Consider the following 24,999-nt stretch of genomic DNA (forward strand, 5'->3'; position numbering starts at 1 on the left):
ATGAAAAATTATAAAAAAGGATTATTGGCGCTAGCAATATTATCAACGATGTCATTGATGGCGGCTGATGATAAGACCATTTATGTCAATACTTTGGATGATGAAGATGGTACGAATCCGGCAAAGTGTTCATTAAGAGAAGCCATAAAAACTGCAGAAATGCGCCAAGCTTATGGTGGTTGTAGTGCTGGCCAAATATACTCCACAGTTCCGAACGTGATCCAATTAGAAGCGGGTGAGTATAAGTTAAGTAAAGAGTTGAGACCAAACTCGGATGTTATTATTATTGGTAAAGAACCCGCTGATTATAGCCGTCCTGATGTTTTAACCAATAATTACCCAGCAGAAACTGCACTTAAAACAACTATTTCTGGTCAAGGTGTAAGTCGTATTTTTAATACGATTTATGACAATAAACCAAGTCTTTCTTTGAAAAATTTGATTCTTAAAGATGGATCAAGCCTAAAAGACACCAATAACAGTGTGGGTGGGGCAATTTATGCAGGTGGCGTAACTACATTAACTAATGTAAGTATTCTGAATGCTAAAGCTAAAAATGGAGCGGCAATTTATTTAAATGATGCAACAAGCTCATTAACTGTTAACTTTGGCGTATTTGATGGAAACACTGCTGAACAAGGTAGTGTATTGGGAATGACTTGTGCAGATAATTTGCTATTTACTACACGTACGATAGAAATCACTGGTGCTAGTTTTCTTAATAACGGCGCTACAAATAGTACGAGCACATTTAGTTTTTGTGGTCAACCGAGTGTAACTTTCACGGCAAATACAATTACCAATAATATAGCCAATCCAGATTCAGGCAGTATTATTCAATTTAGTCAATTAACGCCTCAAGGCAAAGTAAATTTTAGTGATAATTCAACTTTATCATTATTAAGTAATACAATTGTTAAAAACAATGCTTGGGCAACATTATTGTATGGCTATAATGGTGCTAAAAGTATAAGTAATAACATCTTAGCATATAATAATGGTAAGTCTTGTCGCTATGCAGATGGTGATGTGAGTGAGGTTACTGATTCAGGTGTAGTGGTCGGTTATAACGCTTTAACCTTAGCTGCTGGAAATGATCAATGTGAACTTGCAAACTCACTAACCAAAGAGGGGAAAGACTACTCACTTGATGTGAGTAATATTAATTTTTCTTCAATTTTATATGATTTAGAGCAACCAAGTGAATCAACTAGTTTTATGCCAATGTACTTCCCTAAAAATTTAGGGACTGAAAAAGATTTAGTCGATATTGGTTTTACTGGATGTAGCACTGCTGATCAACGCGGTGTAACTCGTATCATTGCGCAAAACTCTACGGGTGAGAATGATATTTCGAATTCATGCGATATTGGTTCAACAGAAATTTTACGTTTAACAGCAAATAATTTAAGTGCGAACAATACATCTGTTACAGTTGCATTGGCAAGTTATCAAAATGAATTAGATATTTATAACAAACTGATTGCAGATCCAAAAACGAATCAGGATTATATTCCATACTATAAAATTCAATCAGAGAACTATAGTAATTTAATTAAATATACGAAATCTGAGCAAAAATATCGCACTATTTTTATTGATCCATTCATTGCAAATATACCAACAGAAATCATTACTCAAGATTCAAATGGCAAGATGGTTCGTGAAGTAAAGCATTTAAGTGCTGATAATTATACGGTCACAGCAAAATCACTCGGTTTAGGTTTACTCACAGATGGTAAGTTTAATGGTAATCCTGATCCAAATTTGCATTGTGAATGGAATGCGAACCTGAAAAAGATTCTGATGTGGCGTACTGATGATGCAGTCACAGTTTCGGGTGATAATGAATTCTGTAGTTATACATTGACTTTAAAATCAGATCCAAATATTACCTCGACAGCGTATCTAATTGGAAATTTAGTAAATATTGCTCCGTCAACAACTGATACTACGTTGAACATCGAAGCAGGTTCGACCAAACCTATAGATGTTGATTTATTGCAATATGCAAATGATGATGGTGACGGTAATGCAGCAGCACTGATAACAAAACCGAATAAGCCAAAATTCTATATTAACTCTAAAGGTGAAGAACTGCCTATTCGCATCACAACTGATTTAGATCCTGTTGTGATTACTGCTGATCGTAGTGGTGCATGTCCAGGTACGGATAACAAGTACACATGTTATGGTGGTAAAATTCATATTCAGCTGAAAAACACGCTTGATCCTTTTAGTTATAAAGTGAAATATTTGGTCTATGATGCAGATGGGCTTGCATCAAATGAGGGCACAATTACGCTTGAAAACTCAGGTACTGCTGCGAACAGTCCGCGTGTGAGTGGCGGTGGATCATTCGGCTGGTTAAGTTTAGTAGGTCTTATTGGTTTAGCGGGTTATCGCCGAATGAAGATGAATAAAAAAGCGTAATATCGGTCTTTGTTATCTAAGAAGCCAGTTTCTCGAAACTGGCTTCTTTTTCTTTATCAGCAATGTATATTTTTTGCTATTTAGATAGGCATGTGCTTCAAATTGTATTATAAGTTTTAGATACAAGAGGATAGTTTGGGTACGATCCTTAACCTATTGAAAAATTTTCATTTTGAATTTATATGAAGCAATTTACTGTATTAACCCCGATTGATCAGATTTCTTATCGTGCTGAAGAGTTAGTTTCGATAAAACGTAATGATTTGGTTCCCTTATTGGATAATCAAACGCGTATGAATCTATATGCAGATCAGTTGATTCAAGGGCAATCAGTATTATTGAATGGTATTGATCCTGAGTTAACACAAAAGTTAAGCCACACAATTGCACAGATTATTGAACAATTATCGGCTTCTAAAAAGAAACTAAATCAAAAAAAGTTTAATGCATTACAAAAGTGGTTAGGTTTAGACTTAGAGTTTAGTGTTGGGCAGAATCAATATCTAAAAGATTTAGATCGTTTAATTGATGAAGCGAATAGGCTGAGTCAACGCTTACAAGTTGAAATTCAAAAATCAGAATCACGTTTCCAGCAAGCTGTGGGTTTACGTGAACAGATGGCAAAATATATTCGTGCTGCACAAGAGTTTGCTCAAGAATATCCAGCTTTTGTACAGAATAGGCATCCTTTGGATAATTTTTCCGAGCGTTTGTCTAAAAAAATTAATACATTACAGACTTTACAAGCCAGTAATGATATTGCTTTGGCACAAATGCAACTGACGCAACAGCTTTTATTAACATTATTAGATCGGTTTAATGAGGCACAACAAGTTTTGATTCCTGCTTGGCAATATCATGTGAAACAAAGCCAAGCGCAAAGTTCTTCAAATATGACTGAAGAATTGGATCAAAGTCGTGATAAATTAATTCAATCATTAAAGAAATCATTAGAAAATAAATAGGGTAATACGATGAGCGATTCAAACAATCCAGTAACAACACAGGTGGCAACAACAGAATCACCATTAGAGTTGCAGAAGTTTGAGCAACTAAATTTAAAAGAAATTGGGTTGAATAGTGAAGACTTTAATGAAGTGCTGAATGCCCATAAAGACTTAGCTAATATTAATCATACTGCTGTGGCTGAGTATGGTAAGAATATTGCGACCAAGACATCATCTTATACAGATGAGTTATTAAATCTCGTCAAGAATAAAGATCTCGATGTGACTGGACAAAAATTGAATGAAGTTGTTCAAGTTGCACAACAGTTGAATACCTCGAGTATTTTAAATAAATCAAAAAATTCAGGCTTTATCGGTAGCATTTTAAGTAAGTTTAAAGGTGCAAAACAAAGTTTTGATCAGCAATTTAATACCACCAAAGAGCAAATTGATTCTTTGGTGAAAGAAATTGAAACCTCACAATCAGGTTTAAAAACACGTGTAGACACACTTGATCGTATGTTCAATGGCGTGCAAGAAGAATACCGTCAGTTGGGTATTTACATTGCAGCAGGGAAAATTAAACAAGACGAAGTTCAGAAAGAAATTGCGACATTATCTGCTCAAGAGCAAGATCAAAAAACCAATCAACGGGTTTATGACCTAAATCATCTCGCCAATAATCTTGAAAAAAGAGTGAGTGATTTACAAGTTTTGCAGCAATCAGCGATGCAAACTTTACCGATGATTCGTATTATTCAATCTAATAATATGATGTTGGTGGATAAGTTTTATGCGATTAAAAACATTACTTTACCTGCGTGGAAGAATCAGATTAGTTTAGCTATTTCACTGAATGAGCAACGTAATAGTGTGCAACTTGCCAATACTATTGATGATGCAACCAATGAGTTGTTAAAACGTAATGCTGACTTATTACATCAAAACTCTGTTGATACCGCAAAAGCCAATCAGCGTTCAGTAATTGATATTGAAACCCTTGAACACGTGCAAAATACCCTCATTAAAACAGTGAATGATGTGATTCAGATTCAAAAAGAAGGCATGCAAAAACGTGAAGAAGCATCTACACGAATCAAAGCTTTACAATCGAATCTGCAACAATTGGTATTGGACACCAGTACACCTAAGGCTTAATGGTATTGTCTGTTCAATGTATTTTGCCCATGAATTAAAGGTATAGCGCTTGACTGAAAAAAATCAATATCCTGCGGATATTCAGCAGATTGAGCAGGGTTTAAAAGTTCTTAAACGCAGAAAGTTTAATCTAACAGCTTCTGCGTTACTTTTATCAACCGTCGGTGTTGTGAGTTTAGTTGCAGTTTTTTTTCAGCAGGAATTGGTTTTCAATTCATTTGGCGTGGCGCAACAGGTTCAGCAAATTCATTTGCCGTATATGATTGATGGAAAATTAAGAGAATATGTCCATCAACCTGATTATTTTATGAATGCTTTTTCATGGTTGGGATGGTTAATTTTAAAATTAATAGTCTCATTCATTGGTGCATTTATGATTGTTGGATTTTTAAAAAGATTTAAATTCTTTTTGATACGCTTTCAGTCTTTTATCCTTAAATTTGTCGCATGGCTCATCACATTTATTGTACTTTGGGGCGGGTTAAGCTATGTGCAGTATGAGCTGAAAGATGATGAAGAGAGTGTGGTCAGTGCCTTTGTTCAATATGATCAAAATATTCAACAAAGTGATTTTTATCGATATTTACAAAAATCAGATATACCTGAAAATGTGCAAAGTTATTTATTGGCTCAAACTGCTTTGATGCATAAACCTGTAGATAAAGTGGTTGCAACGGTATATGCAGAAAAACTGATTAAAGCGGAACAATCTGATCCCCAATTCTTAGAATATGGTTTTAAACCTGAGCAATTGTGGACGATTCAACATCAAGTGTTTAATCAAGCAGTTTCGCCAATTGCTAAAAGTGTGGAAGCTCAAGTTGATCGTGCAAACTTTTGGTCAAATTGGGTTGGCAAGATCTTATGGGGGATTACAGCAGTTAGTTTCTTATTGAGTTTAATGGTTTATATGTTAGCAAGTCGCATTGCGAAGCGTCTTGATCGAATTGCAACACAATTGAAATCTTAAAGTTCTTGCAGCCTTTAGCTTTTCAATGATTGGATGAGCGCGCAGATTTAAAAAAGCACTTTCAATGGGGAAAGTGCTTTTTTTATAGTACGGATTTTTATTGAGAAGCGCTTTTGATTTAGAAACGACATGCAATTTAAGCGACTTCTTTACTGCGATGTAAAATTAATTCTTTCAGTTCTAAAGTATCAAATGTTTTGTCCCAAATTTCACCATCGACGATATAGTACGGCGTTGGGTGTTTTCCGAAACTTTGCACATAGCGCGTAATTTCAGCCTGTTTATCTGCTACTTCTTTATGTTGAATTGAGCGCAATACTTTTGTGCCATCTAAGCCCATACCTTCAATCACTTGTTTCAGTATCTCAGGATTCGCAATGTCCTTGCCATGTGCAAAAATAGCATGAAATAACGCTTGGGTTAGGGCAAATTGATCAAAGATATTATCCAAAGCCAAGATTGCCTGATGCGCTAAACCACTGTTTGGCATACGTTTCATGTGTTCAATATCAACAGTTAAATCTTGGCTGTAGGCAGCAAACTTTGCCATATCCAATTTACGATCTGCTTCTTTGGTTCCATAGCGTACAGTCAAGTATTGATAAACATCTAAACCTTGTTCTGGAATCTCAGGTAAAACTTGCACTGGCAATAATTCGATTTTTCGAGTCGTTGGCTGATTCCAATGCTGTTTAAGTTTTTCAAATGCGACATAACTCATTGGATAGACTAGGTCGAATACGAATTCAATTTTCATTGTTTTACCTCATTGTGATTTGTATCTGAAATTAGTTCACTTCGGTTCACTATTTCAGTTTTAACTATTTCAATTTTATAAGTAAGTACTGCCTGTACTTTTGGGGAACAACACGGTTTAGATAAACAACTTCGTTATTTCAGATTAAAACTTTAGATAAAATTTGCACATGAATTTTTGTAGAGCGATCGTTGCAGAATGATTATATTTATTGAAAATTAATTTAATTTTAAGTTTCGAGGTATCTATGAGCACTATTGATTTTATTGGAAATGTCCCCATATTCATACACAACCTAGATAAAACACGGTTTTGTGAATCATTGGGGTGCGTGAAATTAAAAATATTTTCATTAAACTAAAAAACCGATTGTTTTTATAAAAACAAACTGTTTTATCTATTTTTTAAATCGACGTATTATAGGTTCAACGAAAGAATTTACTCCCTTGGAGATTGTTAGCATGTTAGATACAAATACTTCTGCTCAATTAAAAACATTGTTAGAACGTCTTGAAAGCCCTATTGAAATTGTTGCTTCTTTAAATGGCACTGAAAAATCAGACAAAATCAAAGAATTAGTCACAGAAGTTGCTGCTCTTTCTGATCAAGTGACGGCACGTTTTGATGGCGAAAATGGACGTAAACCAAGCTTTGGTATCGCTAAAGTGGGTGAACAACCTCGCGTATTCTTTGCTGGCTTGCCAATGGGGCATGAGTTTACCTCTTTGATTCTTGCATTATTGCAAGTGTCAGGTTATGCACCGAAAGTTTCAGATGAAATTTTAGCGCAAATCAAAGGCTTAAATTTAACTGCTGATTTTGATGTATTTGTGTCTTTAAGCTGCCATAACTGTCCTGATGTTGTTCAAGCATTGAACTTAATTGCAATCAACAATCCTGGTACAACTGCGACCATGATTGATGGTGCATTCTTCCAAGACGAAGTTGAAGAGCGCAAAATCTTGGCTGTACCTATGGTATTCCAAAATGGCGAGCATATCGGTCAAGGTCGTATGACTTTGGAAGAAATTGTTGCCAAATTGGACAGTGGTGCTGCTGCGAAAGATGCTGAAAAACTGAATGCAAAAGAAGCATTTGATGTTTTAGTGATCGGTGGTGGACCTGCTGGTGCAACTTCAGCGGTATATGCTGCACGTAAAGGTATTCGTACGGGTATCGTTTCTGAGCGCTTCGGTGGTCAGGTCATGGATACGATGGACATTGAAAACTTTATTTCAGTGCAAAAAACTCAAGGTCCGAAATTTGGTGCAGATATGGAAGCACATGTACGTGAGTACGGTGTGGACATTATGAACCTACAAAAAGTGAAAAACCTTGTAGGTGCAGATCAAACTGCCAGCGGTTTAGTGGAAATTGAACTTGAAAATGGTGCAAAACTTGAATCAAAAACAGTCATCCTTTCAACAGGTGCGCGTTGGAGAGAGATGAATGTACCTGGTGAGAAAGAGTATAAAACACGTGGTGTTGCATACTGCCCACACTGTGATGGTCCATTATTCAAAGGTAAACGCGTTGCTGTGATTGGTGGTGGTAACTCTGGTATTGAAGCCGCAATTGACCTTGCTGGGATTGTAGAACATGTCACTGTTGTTGAGTTTGATACAAAACTCCGTGCTGACCAAGTTTTACAAAACAAATTGAATAGCTTGCCAAATACCACTGTGATCATGAATGCACTTTCTACTGAAGTGATTGGTGATGGTTCACAAGTGACTGCATTGAAATATAAAGATCGTGCAACTGATGAAGAGCATGTTGTTGAACTTGCAGGGATCTTTGTACAAATTGGTTTATTGCCAAATACAGATTTCTTGAAAGAAACAGCTGTTGAGTTGTCAAACCGTAATGAAATTGTGGTGAATGATCGTAATGAAACCAATGTAAAAGGTGTATTCGCTGCGGGTGACTGTACCACTGTGCCTTATAAGCAAATTATCATTGCTGCGGGTGAGGGTGCTAAAGCGTCATTATCAGCATTCGATTACATCATTCGTTCAGGTCAATAAGTTTTGATCATCAATGAATAGAAAGGGAAGCCAAAATATTGAATGATTTTGGCTTTCTTCTTATTTTATTGAAAACATTTTAAATGGTTTATAGGAATTGAGTTGCTAACAGCTCAGTTCCTTTTTTATATTCGCCATAGCACCTTTTTATGGCGTATTAGTCGTAAAATTAAATTATAGATGGATGTATAAGCTAAGAATGGAATTTGTACATTTACAATAGTGTGGTGAATGATTCAGCCAATGTAATGTGGTTAAGCTTGTTTAGAATATTTTTAAAATCTATAAGGATTAAGCTTGTGAAGCATGAGCATATAAAAATTACACCTAGAGCTGTTGCGTTTAATTTTTCTGATTCTTCGATTCATTGGATTCCTGAAGATCCATTTTCATCACATACCTATAATGCGATAAATTTGTTATTGCCCGCAGGTGAGTTTTGGTTTTGCCGTGTTTTTAATAAAGCTTTACCTTTGATCAAAGATGCTCAGCTAAAAGAAGATGTCCGTGCCTTTATTAAGCAAGAAGCGACGCATGCACGTGCTCATATTCAAGGGCAAAAGTTTATGACAGAACAGCATTACAATCTTGATGAAGGTTTAAAAACCGCTGAAACGCTATTTGAGCAGCTTTTATCAGACAAACCTTTTGGTTTGGAATTATCAAAATCGAAATGGCTAGCGTCTTATTGGCTGACCATACGTGTGGGAATTGTTGCTGCAATTGAGCATTTCACAGGTGTGATTGGTCAATGGACCTTGGATCATAGTCATAATTGGGATAAATATGGTGCAGATGCTGAGATAAGTGATTTGTTCCGTTGGCATTTAGCAGAAGAGGTTGAACATCGTAATGTCGCATTTGATTTGTTTCAGCATTTATTGCAAAACAAATTAGGTTTTTATATCTCACGCCAAGTGTTGATGACGGCTGTATTTCCTATTTTTATGTATTTAATGGTCGATATCGGACGTAGTTTGGCACGACAAGATGATTTAGTTGAGATGCAGAAAATCGCCAAAGCCAGTTTCCCTCGCATGTTGTGGGAATTGCAAAAAGTCGGTAAGCAAACAGGCAATTTACCCACCTTTACTTTTTTAGCAAAATCAGTTGTGCGTTGGATTTCGCCAAATTATCATCCTGATTCAGAAGGAAACACTGAACAAGCCCTAGCATATTTTGCACGTTCAGCCGCTGTAGCCGCAGCAAAAAGCTAAATATTTCTAATTTTTCAATATAGACCAACTGGATGAAGTCGTTGGTCTATATATTTTGGAGCATATTCAAGCTGTGATTCTATGTATTGATCGTAGGATGAAGTTGTAGTACTAATTTGCGGACTAGATTTTCAGCATCTAGTGCCGATTGTTCAAATAATTCACCACCATATTCCTGATATTCGATCGCAATTTCATGAAACTGTTGAATACCAATAAAGTTAAAGGCAGTTTTAACCGATGGTTCTGCATGATTCTTAAATGGTGCATCAGGATGATCAAAATCGTGTCCACCACGAGAAGATAAAATAATCATCGGTTTTTGTTGATCTAGTAATCCTATATAGGGTTGTTCGCGATTTGGATCAAAACTATAGGTTTTGTCTTTTCTGACGATATTATCAATATAGGCTTTTAAGTGGGCTGGTGGACCAAAATTATATAAAGGCATTCCCAAAACAATCAGGTCAGCCCATTTCAATTCAGCGATTAATCCATCACTGAGTTGTAAACGCTGTTGGGCTTTTTCTTCAGATTCCGCATAGCCAAATTCAGATACAATCCATTCTTCATCGATCAGTTGAGGAGGATTTTTTCCGACATCACGATGTTTGATGTGTATTGATGAATCTATTTCAGACCAAGTTTGGATAAAAAGTTCTGTTAATTTACGACTTTGTGAACCATGAGGAACTCTGCCAGCAATGCCTGTGCGTACACTTGAATCTATTCTTAAAATATTGGTCATTTATCGTTGCTCAATCTAAGAGATGAATTACATCTTTATTGAATTGTGGAGCTGTGACAAACGATCAAAATAAATGCTATAAGTGAATTAGATTCATCTATGTTTAGATTGCAATATGGACTTACACTATTCGTTGGAGCAACTATTGGCTTTTCAATATGTTGCTGAAAGCCTAAGCTTTAAGAAAGCTGCTGAACGCTTGCATCTTACGCCTACAGCGTTGAGTCATCGTATAAAAAAATTAGAAAATCAACTTAATCTGAAATTATTTGAACGTAAAACACGAAAAATAGAATTAACGGCAGAAGGAGAGTTCTTATTTAAACATGTACAAACAGGTTTTGAACATATTCAAAAAGCGCTGTTACAGTTGAACCAAAATCAGCAACGATTATTCACCATTACGACTACACCACCGTATGCGAGTGAATGGTTGATCCCATATTTACCTGAGTTACAAGCTTTGTATCCCGATGTGATGTTTCGAGTACATGCCAGTTATGACCCAGTGAATATGAAGTCAGGGCAATATGATTTAGCGATTCGTTATGGTCAAGGTGGTTATCAAGAATTAGATGTAGAATTATTGGCAGAAGATCAATATGTCGCGGTCAGTCACCCCTCTATAGAAAGTGAAAATATTGATTGGAATCGTGTCCCACTGATCCATTTTTCATGGGGAGATGAATATTGCCCTAAACGAATCAATTGGCAAAAATGGTATAGCCAACAAAATATGCAAATCCATGTTGGACAACGTCAGGTTTTTTATAATGAGGAAAATCATGCAATTCGTGCTGTATTAGCAGGTCAGGGCATTGCTTTGTTAAGTAAAGTTGCGATTGCACATTATTTACAAATGGGAATGTTGAAAGTCGTGTCTAAGCATTACGTTGAAGCATTGAATTATTATTTACTCTCATCATTAAAACAGGATGAGGTCATAGTCGGTACAAAAAAATGGTGCCGAGAAAAATTAGAAGGCACTTATAAAGTAATTTAAAAGATGATTGTATTAAAATAAAAAAGCCAAAGTACCCCCCAAATGTACTTTGGCTTTTCCGTTTAATCTTATTATTCTCCCCTTGTTTCGAGTAAGGGCGCTGATTCCCAAACTCTATTTTATTTATTGTTATTTTTATCTTGTACTTAGACAGTATTTATTGATAAGCAAAATACATTCCAAGTTTTACATTTTTATGACATTTCTCAAGTAAGTGTAGTATGTTTAACCAAACAGGCTGAGATAATAAAAACGATTTAACAATTGTTCCTTGCTCTCTACATGTGCTGGATTTTGGACAATACAATCAATCGGACAGACATCGACACAGGTTTGGCGCTCATAAAATCCAACGCATTCTGTACAGCGCTCTGCATCAATCTCATAGACTTTTTCACCTTCAAAAATTGCTTGATTCGGGCATTCTGCAACACACATATCACAGTTTATGCATTGGTCTGTAATCATTAAAGCCATGGTTTTATCCTTTGATTAAATCGCTTGATAAGCCAATGATGATGCAGAAATATCAGCAGTAGAGTTTGGTAAGTTGCGAATTAATAAAGCATATTGCATATCTACATCCGCAGGAATAGGAATATCTACAATATGTCCTGAGCCTTTTGCATCGGTGATCGAGTTGCCTTTTTTATCCAAAATTTCATTCAAAATAAAAGTGATGTTTCCTGAAGTTGTCATGAGTTCCAATGAGTCACCGACAACAAAGCGGTTTTTCACTTCAATCTTGATATAGTCGCCATGTCGTTCTAAAACTTCACCAACAAACTGTTGATGGTCAAAGCGTGAAGAACCTGTTTCATAATTCTGATATTCAGAATGTACGTGGCGACGTAAAAAACCTTCGGTATAACCACGATTTGCCAGACCTTCCAGTTGTGTCATCAGTGCAGAATCAAAGCCTTTGCCTGCAAGTGCATCATCAATCGCTTTACGATAAATTTGCGCTGTTCTGGCACAGTAGAAGTATGATTTGGTGCGTCCTTCAATTTTCAAAGAATGAATGCCCATTTGAGTCAAACGATCTACATGTTGTACAGCACGTAAGTCTTTTGAGTTCATGAAGTAAGTACCATGTTCATCTTCTTCAGCAGCAAACATGTCTTCTTCATTGCGTTGTAATAAAACCGGTTCGCCAAATTGATTTTGTTGTAAGGCGTGTTGCTCGTCGGCATCTTTATTGTTGCAGCAGCCTGATGCTGTCTCCAGTTGTTGGACTGGAATGACATCCCCAGATGCATCTTCTGCTGCTTCGTGAACTTTATAATCCCAGCGACAAGCATTGGTGCAAGCGCCTTGATTGGCATCACGTTTATTCATATAGCCTGAAAGTAAGCAACGACCGGAATAAGCCATGCAAAGCGCGCCGTGTACGAAAACTTCAATTTCCATATCAGGCACATTTTGCTTAATTTCTTCGATCTCTTCGAGGGATAATTCACGTGATAAAATCACGCGAGTTAAACCCATATTTTTCCAGAACTTGACCGTTGCCCAGTTAACTGCATTGGCTTGAACAGAGAGGTGGATCGACACTTCAGGGAAATGTTCACGCACCATCATGATCAGACCAGGATCAGACATAATCAAAGCATCAGGTTGCATTGCAACCACAGGTTCAAGATCTCGGATAAAGTTTTTAAGCTTGGAATTGTGCGGTTGAATATTCACCACCACATAAAACTTTTTGCCTAAAGCATGTGCTTCGGCAATACCAATTTTTAAATTGTCATGATCAAATGCATTGTTACGAACCCGCAAGCTGTAACGCGGCTGACCTGCATAAACAGCATCCGCACCATAAGCAAATGCATAGCGCATATTCTTTAGCGAACCGGCAGGAGAGAGAAGTTCAGTAACGTGGGAAATGGTCATGTCGTAAAAGGCATAAAAACTTTATGGGTATTATTCTAGTGATAAAAAAAATAGATTCAACCTAGTAAAAAGCTCGGGATTGAAAATGATTAGCCTCAAAATATTGTCAATCTACTCATTTTAAGTTTAATATATATGGAAATACATATATCCATATATAGATATGAATCAAGTTGATTTTTTTAAATGTCTCGCTGATCAAACACGGCTCGATATTTTACTGATGATTGTGAAACAGGGTGAACGTTGTGTCTGTGATTTGACTGAAAGTTTAGCGCTCAGTCAGCCGAAAATTTCACGGCATTTGGCGCTGTTGCGTACTTCACAGATTTTGCAAGATCGTCGCCAAGGGCAATGGGTTTATTATCAGTTACATGATGATTTAGCGCCATGGTGCAAAGAGATTTTGCTCAAACTCGCAGAACAGGATCAGCGTTTTAATTTAGTTGAAAATGCTGGTTCTGAAAATTCCAAATGTTGTGAATAGAAGGTTGAATTAAAATGAAAATTTTATTTTTATGTACAGGTAACAGTTGTCGAAGTATTCTTTCTGAAGCTTTATTTAATGCGCAAGCACCTGTTGGTTTCGAGGCATGTAGCGCAGGCAGTCATCCCTCAGGACAGGTGCATCCACTGACCTTGAAAACCTTGCAAAGTTTGAATATTCCGACTGAAAATTTATTCAGTAAAAACATGCAGGCATGTGAGGCGTTTGCACCTGAAATTGTGGTGACGGTATGTAGCGAAGCTGCCAATGAATCTTGCCCACTTTATTTAGGAAATGCCTTAAAAGTTCATTGGGGTTTGGATGATCCATCACATTTGGATTTGCCAGAAGCAGAAAAATTACAGGCGTTTCATTCAACGGTGCAACATATTCAACGTCGTTTTGATGCTTTTTTTGCATTGAATTTTGAACAATTGAATGCACAGGAATTAGCCAAAGCACTCGAAAAAATCGCTTTAATTGTGTGAATGTTCAACTATGTCAGTTCAGAAACTCTCTTTTTTAGATCGGAATCTTACGCTTTGGATTTTTATCGCCATGGCTGTTGGTATTGCGATCGGTTTATTTTTACCCGAAACAGCGCAAAGCCTAAATCAGATGAGCGTGGGAACGGTGAATTTACCGATTGCCATAGGTTTGATTTTGATGATGTATCCACCTTTAGCCAAAGTAGATTATAAAAATTTAAGCCAAGTTTTTCAGGACAAGCGAACCTTGGTTTTGTCTTTGCTGCAAAATTGGTTGATTGCACCGTGTCTGATGTTCGCACTTGCGATTCTGTTTTTGCAGAACTATCCAGAATATATGACAGGGCTGATTTTGATTGGCTTGGCACGTTGTATTGCAATGGTATTGGTGTGGAATAATCTTGCCTGTGGTGATCATCAATATGTTGCAGCCTTGGTGGCATTTAACAGTATTTTCCAGATCCTGTTTTTCAGCAGTTATGCATGGTTATTTTTAACTTATTTACCGCCATTTTTTGGTGTTGAAGCGCAAGTGATCAATGTCAGTTTCTGGACGATCACCCAAGCGGTGCTGATTTATCTGGGTATTCCATTCTTATTGGGCTTCTTAACCCGTTTGATTCTGGTGAAACAAAAGGGTTTGGATTGGTATCAAAATCGTTTTATTCCTAAAATTAGTCCGCTGAGTTTACTGGCATTGCTGTTTACCATTGTGGCGATGTTCAGCTTAAAAGGTGCGGATGTAGTGGCATTGCCACTGGATGTATTGCGAATAGCTATTCCTCTGACGCTGTATTTTATCATGATGTTTTTCATTAGCTTTTTTATGAGTAAATGGATGGGCAATGATTATCCGAAAACCACAGCCATTTCATTTACCGCAGCAGGCAATAACTTTGAGTTGGCACTTGCTGTAGCAATCGCAACTTTTGGTTTGGCTTCGCCAGTAGCATTTACCACGGTGATTGGTCCTTTGGTTGAAGTACCTGTATTGATTGCTTTGGTGAGTGTGTCGCTGTGGTTAAGGAAGCGCTTTTAATAGAACAGGATTAGTTTATTTTTTGTGATTAGTATTTTTTAATTTTAATGTTTTCAAAGTTATAGAAAATGCTCAGTATTTATTTTTATGAAAAAACAAATTTTTATACCTCATTTGAGGATATTTGCAATAAATCTACTTAAGTTAGAATCCATTTCAATATTCATTGACAGAGTAATAAAAAATGAAAATAAAATTAATGAGTTTAGGTGCTTTGTTAATATTGGGGAGTTTTACATATGCAAATGACCTCAATATAGAACAAAATATTTTTAATGATCGTGTGGTTTTAGATCAGCACAGTGTAAGTATGAAATCATACACAGGGAAATGGAGGACCAATTGTGTATTCGATGAAGCGCAAAAAAAATATTTTAATATATCGTTTGAATTTGAACACCCATTTTTATTAAAGAAAACGACAACTTTATTTAAAAATCATATTTGTACAGTTCCAAGTACGAGCAAATCTTATAGCTATCAAATTAATCATGTCGATAGAAATAATGACGGATACTATGCACTATATTCAAGCCTTCCAGAGAGAATAGATCTTTATATTTCTCCGAAAAATATAGAGCAGTTGATCATGAAATTTGATGGTGCAATTTATAATTTAAATAAAGAATATAAATAGGGCATATAGACATGAAAAAAATATTATTAATCACTTTATTTGCGTGTTTAAGTTTACAGGGATGTAGTGATCTTGACTCTGTATTAGATCCTTTGAAAGATTCGGAATCTAAGTCCTTGGATGCATTGAAGGATACAGCATCAGAGTCGGATACAAAAGGGACAACAACGACTTCAAGTTCGTCGAGTAAAGGGACAACCATAACTAGTACTCCAGTGAGTCTAGGGTCAACAACGGTTATAAGCTCGTCGGGTGATAGGACAACAACTCCTAATTCAACAAGTAAAGGATCAACAACGACTACAGGTTCATCAAATACCACAAGTTCAAATACGCAAGAACTTAAATGTAATACACAAGTTGGTGCAATTGTTAAAACGACAAAAGAACAATGGCCTAATTATGTAAAAGCTTGTCCAACTTTAAACTTCTATTGGGGATCAGATGCTGGTGTAAATAATGGAACACCTGAAGGTTCTTGTAAATCTGCAATTCAGAATACAATTTCTGGAAAAGGCAAAAGTGCGTGCTATTGTTATATTGCTACAAATGTGAGTGCAACATCTGCTATATCAAATGGAAATTGGATTTGTTGGGTCGCTTGATAGAATATTTATATGCATTCTTTAATTTTAAATCTAAGCTTTATTATGCATTTTCAACGCTTATAGGAGGAATTAGAAATAATCATCTATACTTGTTTATAATGTGCTAACAAAAAACCGAGGTATTTAACCTCGGTTTATATCTAATCATTCAGAAATAAAATTATTTCTCAACGAATGCACGTTCGATCACATAGTCACCTAGAACACCCATTTTAGGAGATTCTTTAAGACCGTGTTGATCTAGAAGAGCGGCAACATCATCTAGGAACGCAGGGCTACCACATAGCATTGCACGGTCAGTTTCAGGGTTGAAACGTGGTAAACCAATTTTTTCAAATAAAGCGCCTGTTTCAATCGCAGTTGTTACACGACCTTGAGTATGGAACTCTTCACGCGTTACTGTTGGGTAATAAACTAACTTTTCTTTAGCTCCTAACTCAGAGAAAAACTCATGGTTTGGAATTTCATTTAAGATTAAATCTTGATAAGCCAATTCTGAAATAAAACGTGTGCCGTGAACGACAATGATTTTTTCAAAACGCTCATAAGTTTCAGGATCACGAATCGTAGACAAGAATGGAGCAAGACCTGTACCTGAAGAAAGAAGGTATAAGTTTTTACCAGGATTTAAATCATCAAGAACCAAAGTACCAGTCGGTTTTTTTGAAATAAGAATATCGTCGCCAACTTTTACTTTTTGCAAAATAGAGGTTAAAGGACCATCTGGCACTTTAATTGAGAAAAACTCTAACTCTTCTTCGTAGTTAGCACTTGCAATAGAGTAAGCACGCATTAAAGGCTTGCCATTTACTTCAAGACCAATCATGACAAATTGACCATTTTTAAAACGCAATGCAGTATCACGCGTGGTCTTAAAACTAAATAAAGTGTCATTCCAGTGGTGTACGTGAGTAATCTTTTCGACGTTGAAAGCAGCCATTAAAGGTCTCAATAAATTATCAAATTAGAACAGCTTACTATTCTAATCTAAAATCATTCTCTATAAACTGAATATATTTAATTGAGCTTATCAGAAAAAATGATTATGGCTGAAAATATGACTGAATTGAGTCTTCCCATCATTGGTGTTATGCGATCTCCTTTTGTGGAAAAATTTGGCATTCCACGTCAGCCAAATCTGGTACAAGTCGAATCCTATATCGAAATGTATGCGCCGTATAATGTATTAGATGCTTTTGAGGGGATCGAAGAATTTAGTCACCTATGGCTGATTTGGCAGTTCCATGATAATAAAAATCAACAAGATAAAGAGAAATTTCGCCCGCAAGTTCGCCCACCACGTTTAGGGGGAAATAAGAAAATAGGTGTTTTTGCGACACGAAGTATGTATCGACCTGCGCCGATTGGTTTATCTGTGGTACAACTGAAAGAAGTCAGAAAAGAGGACAATGCTGTTCGTGTTTATGTCACAGGAAGTGATCTACTTGATGGCACACCGATTCTAGATATTAAGCCCTATATTCACTATTCAGATGCAATCGTTGATGCACAAAGTGGCTATGCACAGGCTGAACCCGTCAGAAAACAGGTGATTTGGTCAGAAGAGGCTGAATTTTCCAAACAAGCCTTATTGAAAAATAAACAGATTCAACAAAAATATGTCGATGAGTTGGAACAAGTTTTAGGCTTAGATCCGCGACCTGCCTATCAGCATGATGATCAGCGAGTTTATGGACTACGTTTTGGCGCATTCAATATTAAATTTAGTTGTGGCGAAACAAGTATTATTGTTCAACAAATTGAACTTTAATTGATTCATCTAAAATGCGTATTTATCAATAGAATGATGAATACGCATTTCTGACACTCATTGTCACAGCATTTATGATTTCAATGCGTTTACTTTGGCAAAATTTAGCAAATCCTGTTGCGATTGAATCAATAAACGGTTCTTCTCAGCAGCAATCCATCCCAGTGCGAACCAAATTTTAGCATCTGTTTTTACTAATTTTTTAAGTATTTCTTCTGCCACAATCAAGTCATTATATAGCCCTAAACTTTCTTGTGCAGGTTTGATCGCTTTAATATATTGCTTCATATCCTTTTCATCACATAAAGAAGTTATAAATTCAATGCTATAACGCAAGCGTTTTAAATTTTTACGGGTTTTATGCCGTGCTTCGATATCGAGTTCTAAATAGTTTTCAGCATCCGTTTGAATTTTCTGATGTAATTTATTGATCTTTTTCAAAGCTGCTTTATGTATAGAAGCATCGCTATTTTCAGTCGTATCTTGATAAATAAACTGAATCAAAGACAACATAAGATAGTTAAAGTTAGAGGCACGAAAGAGTTGGATGAGGCTTTGACGATCAGGTGTTTCAGATTCAGCAAGTTTAAATTTAGGTGCATCCACCGCATCAAGTTGCGGAAGTAACTCTTCACGGATTACATCAAGATCACGTGTCGTACCGAGTTGCCGAAATAGTTCCGCCAATTGAGTTTGCCATGTTGGATCAATACGAAGTGACCAACTTGAAAATGTTTTTAAAGCGCTACGTAGGCGACGAATTGCAACACGCGCTTGATGCACATGCTTAGAGTTGAAATGACCCGAAGCGATAGCGCTACTGTTTGGTAATAAATGCTGTAAACAATGATTAAAAATCTTCTGTAAAGCCTTTTCTTGACTGTCCTTTGCACTAAGAAAAAGCGGTGTTTGAAATTGCACAGGATTTTCCTGAATATCTTGTGCCAAGAGAGTCCCTCGTTGCGCTTTAGTCCGAGTATCTAACCACAGCCCATAGCGTTTAATACGCGGTAAAATAAAGGAAATTAGATCTTGCACTGTCCCTTGTTTAAGCTCAAATTCTAATTCATTAATATCGAGTATATTTTGATGTGCAATAATTTTTCCAAAGTCATAACTGACTTCAATGTCACTATTTTGAAAATTAAATAAGGTGATTTTACGTTCAATTTGTGTTTGGAATTGAATAGCTAAAGGGTGATCAGTTTGTGTGAAAATGGATTTTATATATTTAGGAATATGCTTAGATTTTAAATAGTTGTCGAGTTGTAATGCTGTTTCATTCATCCCTAAACTTTCTTCAAACTCTACACGTTTCAAATGTTGTTCTGTTGGAAGTTTTAGCGTTTGGAACCATTGCTCATTTTCAAGTCGTTGTCGAAGTGAAATGGAATGTGTGGATAAATCGAATTGTGCCGTATCATAATACTTTGCGTTTAAGGCTTTCGCTATGCAACTTTTTCGTTGAAAGGCTTTAAGCAAAGCGTCTTTTTTATCTTCAGAAACCTGAAATTTTAACTCCATTTCGAACATGGCTTGAATTCCATTTATGTATTCTTTTAATGAGTTTAATCTGAAAATTTAGATTTATTGCATTTTTTTATGAATGATTACAAATCAGCCGTGCAAGCGATATTGGGCTTAGAATAAAGGGTACAAAGTATTGTAAAGGAATGATTTAATGTTTAAATCATTCCCATCTTTCATGATTATTTTAAGAATTTACGACTCACAAGGAATTGCTCTGTCGCTTCAAGAAGTTTCTCTGCATAGACTTCTTGTTTCGCTGTCAGCCAACCCAGTGCAAACCAGTCACTGGCTTCCAAATCCGTTTGTTGTAAATACGAAGCAGAAGAGGCAAGCACTTGATATTGTTCACAAGCTTGTTGAGCATCATTCAGGGATTTACCATATTTTTGTAAATTCTTCACATCATAAATATTGGTCAAAATCGGGAAACTAAATTTTAATTCATTTAAATGTTGTGCCAAGGCTTCAAGGCTTTCTAGATCAGAAAGATCGGCATCATTTAAACTTTCTTGAAGCTGTTTATATTGATTTTGCAGGGTATTTTGCGCATACCATTTTAAATCATGTAATGGTGCTTTTTCAGATTGTCCCAAGCTAAAGATCAATAATTCCAAATAATGTTGCACATTTTGTGTTGATTTAACTAGGTTATTCAGTTTTTCATTGGCATATAAAATATCTTTATCCAAACTTTCCGCAGTTTTTGGATTTTGCAATAAAGCCCCTAAAGTGCGTTGCATATGCTCAAAATGTTGTAGGTTTTTAAAATGACTTTCAAAGGCAGACAATTGATGTGACCATTTTTCAGTCTTACTGTCTGTCCAATCTTTAAAGAGTGATAGGCTGAGATGTAAGTGATGTAAGGCAACCTGAGCTTGCTGAATATGTTCAGGCTCAGCTACTTGAGCTGAAATGGCCGCAATATTGGGTAATAAATGTTGTAATTGGCTGGCTACCAATAGTCGTAAGTTTTTATCAGCACTGTCTTTTTTATTGAAAATAATCTCTTTGGTTTGTTTTGCAGGGCTGACTTTTTTGTCTTGCACCAATAAATTGCCAAACTCAGCTTTACTACGAACATCAAGCCACAATTGATATTTCTTCACCCATTCAAAGCTGAAAGTCAGTAGTGATTGAATCGAACCACTTTTTAACTCAAATTCAACTTCATGAATTTGTTGCGTTGCAGTTTCAGTACGTACTTCACCTATATCTAAGCTAATTTCAATTTCTGCATCTTCAAAGGTGATGACGCGCATAGTGCGTTGAATATCGGTTTCAAACTGAAGTTGCAAGTGATTAAATTGATCACCCAATGCATTTTTTAAAATTGCCAATGCTTCGGGTTTATCTTGATAAATATCAAGATTTAAATCAGGTGCTTCTGCAAGTTCGCCTAGATTAGTATTGTCTTCAAAGCGTTGTAAATGGCTTTTGGTCGCTGCTTTTAAGGTCTGTACCCAATGCGTTCCTTCTAAGCGTTGACGCAGGGCAGCCCCTTGTTGTGAGAGCAGACGATCAGGTGTGTCATAGTATTTCGCTTGTAGTTGAATAATTTCAGATTTTTTAGGGTCTAATGCTTTGAGTAACGCACTGCGACGGGCTTCTGCAATCTGAAACTTCAATTCAACTTCGAGCATGTGAAAATCCTATTTTCTTGCTGATTCAACGATTAAACAGCATGTTGATATATAAATATGTATTGTAGCGCAAAAAGGGAAGTGAAATAGCTGTGATATTGTTTGTTTAGAGCCGTTTGTTTAAAATCATTTCTTTGAAATTGTTCGTCTATCTAAAAGCAATGCAAATTACAGATGGATTATTTCCTTAGGCTTTAAAAGTATCTTAAAATAATCTAAGCTGATTAAAAATAAAACAGGAAAAACCCCAATGAATGCACATGTAGAACCAAAATCAGACTTGGTACAAAGCCCAAAAATTCAAATGCCAATCAAAAAATATTCTGAATTCTATCGCTTTTATTTAACTGAACATCGCAGCATCATGAGTCGTCGTCTGCATGCAGCAGGAAGTAGTATTGGAATTTACTTTTTTACGAAAGCGATTCGTCAGCGTAAAGCAAAATATTTTGTGTATGGTTTAGTTTCAGGCTATGCATGTGCATGGGTAGGGCATTTTGTTTTTGAAAAGAATAAGCCTGCAAGTTTTAAACAACCGCTGTATAGCTTTATTTCTGACTGGCGTATGTTGTCTGATATTTTACGTGGTAATTTGAGTTTGAAAGATCGAAAATTCGATAAAATTGACAGTTAATTTTTACGATTTTGAAATGTTTTTGAAAAGCTGAAATGATCATTTCAGCTTTTTTTTACGCGTAATATCTTGTCGATGCTTTAGGTTATGAATTTTGTGATTTAAGTTGGATGAGTATTATAAATTATAGGAATTTATAGAATTAATGGTAAAAATTAGCAGTTAACAATTAAAATCTCATTCACGATTCTTCATTGGTGAATAAGTCGAAAAATAATTGATAGTTCAAGTTAATTCGAACAGAAGACGTTTATAATGCTTGAGTCTATTTTGTAAAATCACCGTGAGGCGACTGATGTTTAAAGGCGTAGCATTGTCTATATTGGCATCGGTCACTTTTGGGATTTTGTATTTTTATTCCAAACTACTTGGGGATTTTGACAGTCAGCAAACGTTTGGTTGGCGAATTATTGCCACATTGCCTTTTTTAACGGCATTTATGTTGTGGAGTGGTGACTTTGCACATGTTAAAACTATTTTTCAACGCTTAGTCAAACAACCTTTATTAATTCTACTTTTAATGATTACCTCTGCATTAACATGCTTCCAGTTATGGTTATTCCTTTGGGGGCCAATGAATGGTCGTGGTTTGCAAGTTTCGTTGGGATATTTTCTTTTGCCGTTGGTATTGGTGCTCGCTGGAAGTTTAATTTATAAAGAAAAATTATCCAAATTCCAGATGCTTGCGGTAGCTTTTGCGATTCTAGGTGTTGGACATGAGTTGTGGCGTCTAGGCAGTATAGCGTGGGAAACGGTATCTGTTGCAGTCGGTTATGCGTTGTATTTTCTCATTCGTAAGCAAATCAAAACAGATAATTTAGGTGGTTTTTGGTGGGATATTCTGATTTGCATCCCTGTTGCAATTTATTTCGCACATTCGGGCTTAAATGCTTATGGTAAATTTGTTGATTCGCCGACTTTAATTATTGTCGTGCTAGGGCTAGGGTTACTGAGTGCAATTGGTTTAGGGAGTTATATTCTCGCCAGTCGTTTTTTACCGATGGTTTTATTTGGTTTGCTGAGTTATTTAGAACCTGTGTTATTGGCTTTGGTTTCACTGGCACTGGGTGAAGTGATTCAGGCAGATGAATGGCTGACGTATATTCCGATTTGGTGCGCAGTTGCGATATTGGCTTTAGAAGGTGCTTTGCATATTTATAAGCAACGAAAAAATACTGAGCATTTGAAATACAATGTTGAAAAGCTTCCAGAGCGTTTGAATGATTAGAACTTTTAAATTAAATGTTTGATGAATAAAAGACAGGTAATGAGAAGAATGATAAAACAAGAAAAATAATGAATTGCTTAAGCTATGGTCAAAGAATTGTATAAAAATAGACCATCATTTAAATAATTATTGGTATTTTGTAAAATTATAGTGAATATATGCGAATTTTTGCATTGCCATCTCAGCTTTTGATTCAATCTTGCAGAGAATTCCTTTACAATTGTCTGGATTTAAATCCATGTCTAGATATATACATAAATAGAGGACGTATCTGTGAGCAAAGACACTATCATCGCCCTACATGCAGAGCACCAAGGTCGCTGGAAAAACCGTGAAGAAATCGCGGAACGTATGATTGCATTAATTGGTCAATTATACCGTGAAAAAAACATTGTGACTTCTGTGTACGGTCGTTCTTTAGTGAACCGTTCAGTTATTCAAATTCTTAAAGCGCACCGTCGTACACGTATGATGGATGTTGAGCTTTCAGTTGTTCATACTTTTCCTATTTTAGAAGCATTAGCAAAATTAGATAATATCGGTTCTGCTGAAGTTGATTTAGGTAAGCTTGCTGTTGAATATAAAGAAAAAGGCGGCGACGTTGATGCATTTGTTGCTCAAGCAGTAGCTTCTTTAAATGGTCGTCCAGCATTGGTTGAGCCGAAAGATGTTGTACTTTACGGTTTTGGTCGTATCGGTCGTATCTTAGCGCGTTTAATCATCAGCCAATCAGGTCTTGGTCGTGGTTTAAGCCTTAAAGCAATTGTTGTTCGTAAATCATCTGATGGTGACTTAGCGAAACGTGCTTCATTGTTACGTCGTGACTCAATCCACGGTTCTTTCGAGGGTACAATCTCTGTTGATGAAGAAAACGAAGCAATCATTGCAAATGGTAACTTCATCAAAGTGATTTATGCGTCTAGCCCTGCTGAAGTAGATTACACAGCTTATGGTATCAACAACGCACTTGTAATTGATAACACTGGTAAATGGCGTGATATCGACGGTCTTTCTCAGCACTTGAACTGTGCTGGCGTAGGTCGTGTGGTACTGACTGCTCCTGGTAAAGGTGATATGAAGAACGTGGTGTTTGGTGTAAACCAAGCTGACATCATTGATTCAGACAAAATCATTTCTGCTGCAAGCTGTACAACTAACGCGATCACTCCTGTATTGAAAGTGTTAGAAGATAAATACAAAGTAATCAATGGTCACGTTGAAACAGTTCACTCATTCACAAATGACCAAAACTTAATTGATAACTACCACAAAGCGGATCGCCGTGGTCGTGCTGCAACGTTGAACATGGTAATTACTGAAACTGGTGCTGCAAAAGCAGTTGCAAAAGCTTTACCTCAATTACAAGGTAAATTAACTGGTAACTCAGTACGTGTTCCTACACCAAACGTATCGCTTGCAATTCTTAACTTAACACTTGAGAAAGAAGTTGATCGTGAAGAAGTGAACGAATACATTCGTCAAATCTCAATTAACTCAAGCCTTCAAGGTCAAATCGGTTATACAAACTCAACTGAAGTTGTATCATCTGACTTTATCGGTTCGCGTACAGCAGGTGTATTTGATGCGCAAGCAACAATCACTTCTGGTAACCGTTTGACAGCGTATGTTTGGTACGATAACGAAGTGGGTTATAGCTGCCAAGTATTACGTATCGCAGAACAAATGTGTGGCGTAAGCTATCCGAAAGCACCTGCTGAGACAAATGCATAATTTTAAACGTATTGTTTAAATTGTATTTGTAAGTATGAAAAACCCAACTTAAT

The 24,999-nt window shown here is 36.4% G+C and carries 23 protein-coding genes; 16 read left to right on the plus strand and 7 right to left on the minus strand.

The annotated features are described in order from the left end of the window. The 4 genes from EXE10_RS08140 to EXE10_RS08155 all read left to right on the plus strand — a co-directional run bounded on the left by EXE10_RS08140 (position 1) and on the right by EXE10_RS08155 (position 5,508). Entirely contained in the window at positions 1-2,433 is a 2,433-nt protein-coding gene (locus EXE10_RS08140; RefSeq protein WP_130113021.1) for a CSLREA domain-containing protein, read from the plus strand. 182 nt (positions 2,434-2,615) lie between these two features. Then, on the plus strand, positions 2,616-3,398 hold the full coding sequence (locus EXE10_RS08145; RefSeq protein WP_130113022.1) for a tellurium resistance protein: 783 nt from the start codon (positions 2,616-2,618) through the stop codon (positions 3,396-3,398). Between the two features lie 9 nt (positions 3,399-3,407). After that, positions 3,408-4,538 (plus strand): toxic anion resistance protein, encoded by a 1,131-nt coding sequence (locus tag EXE10_RS08150; protein ID WP_130113023.1) that lies wholly within the window; start codon positions 3,408-3,410, stop codon positions 4,536-4,538. Between the two features lie 49 nt (positions 4,539-4,587). Next, positions 4,588-5,508, plus strand: a complete 921-nt coding sequence (locus EXE10_RS08155; RefSeq protein WP_130113024.1) for a hypothetical protein — start codon at positions 4,588-4,590, stop codon at positions 5,506-5,508. A gap of 136 nt (positions 5,509-5,644) precedes the next feature. Here EXE10_RS08155 and EXE10_RS08160 read toward each other — a convergent pair whose 3' ends face one another. Continuing rightward, a complete protein-coding gene (locus EXE10_RS08160; protein ID WP_130113025.1) occupies positions 5,645-6,265 on the minus strand; it encodes a DsbA family oxidoreductase in 621 nt (206 codons plus the stop codon). A gap of 461 nt (positions 6,266-6,726) precedes the next feature. On the opposite strand from EXE10_RS08160, the gene ahpF reads away from it, so the two are divergent. Beyond that, positions 6,727-8,292, plus strand: a complete 1,566-nt coding sequence (gene ahpF, locus EXE10_RS08165; RefSeq protein ID WP_130113026.1) for an alkyl hydroperoxide reductase subunit F — start codon at positions 6,727-6,729, stop codon at positions 8,290-8,292. 248 nt (positions 8,293-8,540) lie between these two features. Next, a complete protein-coding gene (locus tag EXE10_RS08170) occupies positions 8,541-9,509 on the plus strand; it encodes a metal-dependent hydrolase (protein ID WP_068972837.1) in 969 nt (322 codons plus the stop codon). Positions 9,510-9,588: 79 nt separating this feature from the next. Here the strand turns inward: EXE10_RS08170 and EXE10_RS08175 are convergent, their stop codons facing one another. Further along, a complete protein-coding gene (locus EXE10_RS08175; protein ID WP_130113027.1) occupies positions 9,589-10,257 on the minus strand; it encodes an FMN-dependent NADH-azoreductase in 669 nt (222 codons plus the stop codon). A gap of 145 nt (positions 10,258-10,402) precedes the next feature. Here EXE10_RS08175 and EXE10_RS08180 point away from each other — a divergent pair, with 145 nt between their 5' ends. After that, positions 10,403-11,260 (plus strand): LysR family transcriptional regulator, encoded by an 858-nt coding sequence (locus EXE10_RS08180; protein WP_265937137.1) that lies wholly within the window; start codon positions 10,403-10,405, stop codon positions 11,258-11,260. Positions 11,261-11,485: 225 nt separating this feature from the next. Here EXE10_RS08180 and EXE10_RS08185 read toward each other — a convergent pair whose 3' ends face one another. Together EXE10_RS08185 and yegQ are read right to left on the minus strand one after the other, a co-directional pair. Beyond that, positions 11,486-11,737 carry a YfhL family 4Fe-4S dicluster ferredoxin gene (locus tag EXE10_RS08185; protein WP_068972784.1) on the minus strand — a complete coding sequence of 84 codons (252 nt, stop codon included), beginning with the start codon at positions 11,735-11,737 and terminating at the stop codon, positions 11,486-11,488. A 15-nt stretch (positions 11,738-11,752) separates the two neighbouring features. After that, positions 11,753-13,153, minus strand: coding sequence for a tRNA 5-hydroxyuridine modification protein YegQ (gene yegQ, locus EXE10_RS08190; protein ID WP_130113029.1), 1,401 nt, complete (start codon positions 13,151-13,153; stop codon positions 11,753-11,755). A 163-nt stretch (positions 13,154-13,316) separates the two neighbouring features. Between yegQ and EXE10_RS08195 the strand changes: the two genes are divergently transcribed. The 5 genes from EXE10_RS08195 to EXE10_RS08215 all read left to right on the plus strand — a co-directional run bounded on the left by EXE10_RS08195 (position 13,317) and on the right by EXE10_RS08215 (position 16,409). Continuing rightward, a complete protein-coding gene (locus tag EXE10_RS08195) occupies positions 13,317-13,640 on the plus strand; it encodes an ArsR/SmtB family transcription factor (protein ID WP_130113030.1) in 324 nt (107 codons plus the stop codon). A gap of 14 nt (positions 13,641-13,654) precedes the next feature. Continuing rightward, a complete protein-coding gene (locus EXE10_RS08200; protein WP_130113031.1) occupies positions 13,655-14,128 on the plus strand; it encodes an arsenate reductase ArsC in 474 nt (157 codons plus the stop codon). Between the two features lie 10 nt (positions 14,129-14,138). Beyond that, the gene (gene arsB / locus EXE10_RS08205) at positions 14,139-15,167 is read left to right on the plus strand and encodes an ACR3 family arsenite efflux transporter (protein WP_130113032.1); all 1,029 of its coding nucleotides are present in this window, start codon (positions 14,139-14,141) and stop codon (positions 15,165-15,167) included. Positions 15,168-15,351: 184 nt separating this feature from the next. Further along, positions 15,352-15,804, plus strand: coding sequence for a hypothetical protein (locus EXE10_RS08210; RefSeq protein WP_130113033.1), 453 nt, complete (start codon positions 15,352-15,354; stop codon positions 15,802-15,804). Between the two features lie 116 nt (positions 15,805-15,920). After that, positions 15,921-16,409 (plus strand): hypothetical protein, encoded by a 489-nt coding sequence (locus EXE10_RS08215; protein WP_130113034.1) that lies wholly within the window; start codon positions 15,921-15,923, stop codon positions 16,407-16,409. Positions 16,410-16,572: 163 nt separating this feature from the next. Here EXE10_RS08215 and EXE10_RS08220 read toward each other — a convergent pair whose 3' ends face one another. Beyond that, positions 16,573-17,352 carry a ferredoxin--NADP reductase gene (locus EXE10_RS08220; RefSeq protein WP_068972790.1) on the minus strand — a complete coding sequence of 260 codons (780 nt, stop codon included), beginning with the start codon at positions 17,350-17,352 and terminating at the stop codon, positions 16,573-16,575. 117 nt (positions 17,353-17,469) lie between these two features. On the opposite strand from EXE10_RS08220, the gene tsaA reads away from it, so the two are divergent. After that, positions 17,470-18,183, plus strand: a complete 714-nt coding sequence (tsaA, locus tag EXE10_RS08225; RefSeq protein WP_130113035.1) for a tRNA (N6-threonylcarbamoyladenosine(37)-N6)-methyltransferase TrmO — start codon at positions 17,470-17,472, stop codon at positions 18,181-18,183. A gap of 72 nt (positions 18,184-18,255) precedes the next feature. Here the strand turns inward: tsaA and EXE10_RS08230 are convergent, their stop codons facing one another. Then, complete coding sequence (locus EXE10_RS08230) at positions 18,256-19,716, minus strand: CHAD domain-containing protein (protein WP_130113036.1); 1,461 nt, start codon at positions 19,714-19,716, stop codon at positions 18,256-18,258. 176 nt (positions 19,717-19,892) lie between these two features. Continuing rightward, entirely contained in the window at positions 19,893-21,353 is a 1,461-nt protein-coding gene (locus EXE10_RS08235) for a CYTH domain-containing protein (RefSeq protein ID WP_130113037.1), read from the minus strand. 250 nt (positions 21,354-21,603) lie between these two features. Here EXE10_RS08235 and EXE10_RS08240 point away from each other — a divergent pair, with 250 nt between their 5' ends. The 3 genes from EXE10_RS08240 to EXE10_RS08250 all read left to right on the plus strand — a co-directional run bounded on the left by EXE10_RS08240 (position 21,604) and on the right by EXE10_RS08250 (position 24,946). Then, the gene (locus EXE10_RS08240) at positions 21,604-21,987 is read left to right on the plus strand and encodes a DUF962 domain-containing protein (protein ID WP_130113038.1); all 384 of its coding nucleotides are present in this window, start codon (positions 21,604-21,606) and stop codon (positions 21,985-21,987) included. 295 nt (positions 21,988-22,282) lie between these two features. After that, positions 22,283-23,215 carry an EamA family transporter RarD gene (gene rarD / locus EXE10_RS08245; RefSeq protein ID WP_068972794.1) on the plus strand — a complete coding sequence of 311 codons (933 nt, stop codon included), beginning with the start codon at positions 22,283-22,285 and terminating at the stop codon, positions 23,213-23,215. A 273-nt stretch (positions 23,216-23,488) separates the two neighbouring features. Continuing rightward, positions 23,489-24,946, plus strand: coding sequence for a glyceraldehyde-3-phosphate dehydrogenase (locus tag EXE10_RS08250; protein WP_068972795.1), 1,458 nt, complete (start codon positions 23,489-23,491; stop codon positions 24,944-24,946). Positions 24,947-24,999 lie beyond the last annotated feature (53 nt).

The sequence above is a fragment of the Acinetobacter sp. WCHAc060033 genome (assembly GCF_004209125.1).
GTDB classification, from domain to species: Bacteria; Pseudomonadota; Gammaproteobacteria; order Pseudomonadales; family Moraxellaceae; genus Acinetobacter; species Acinetobacter wuhouensis.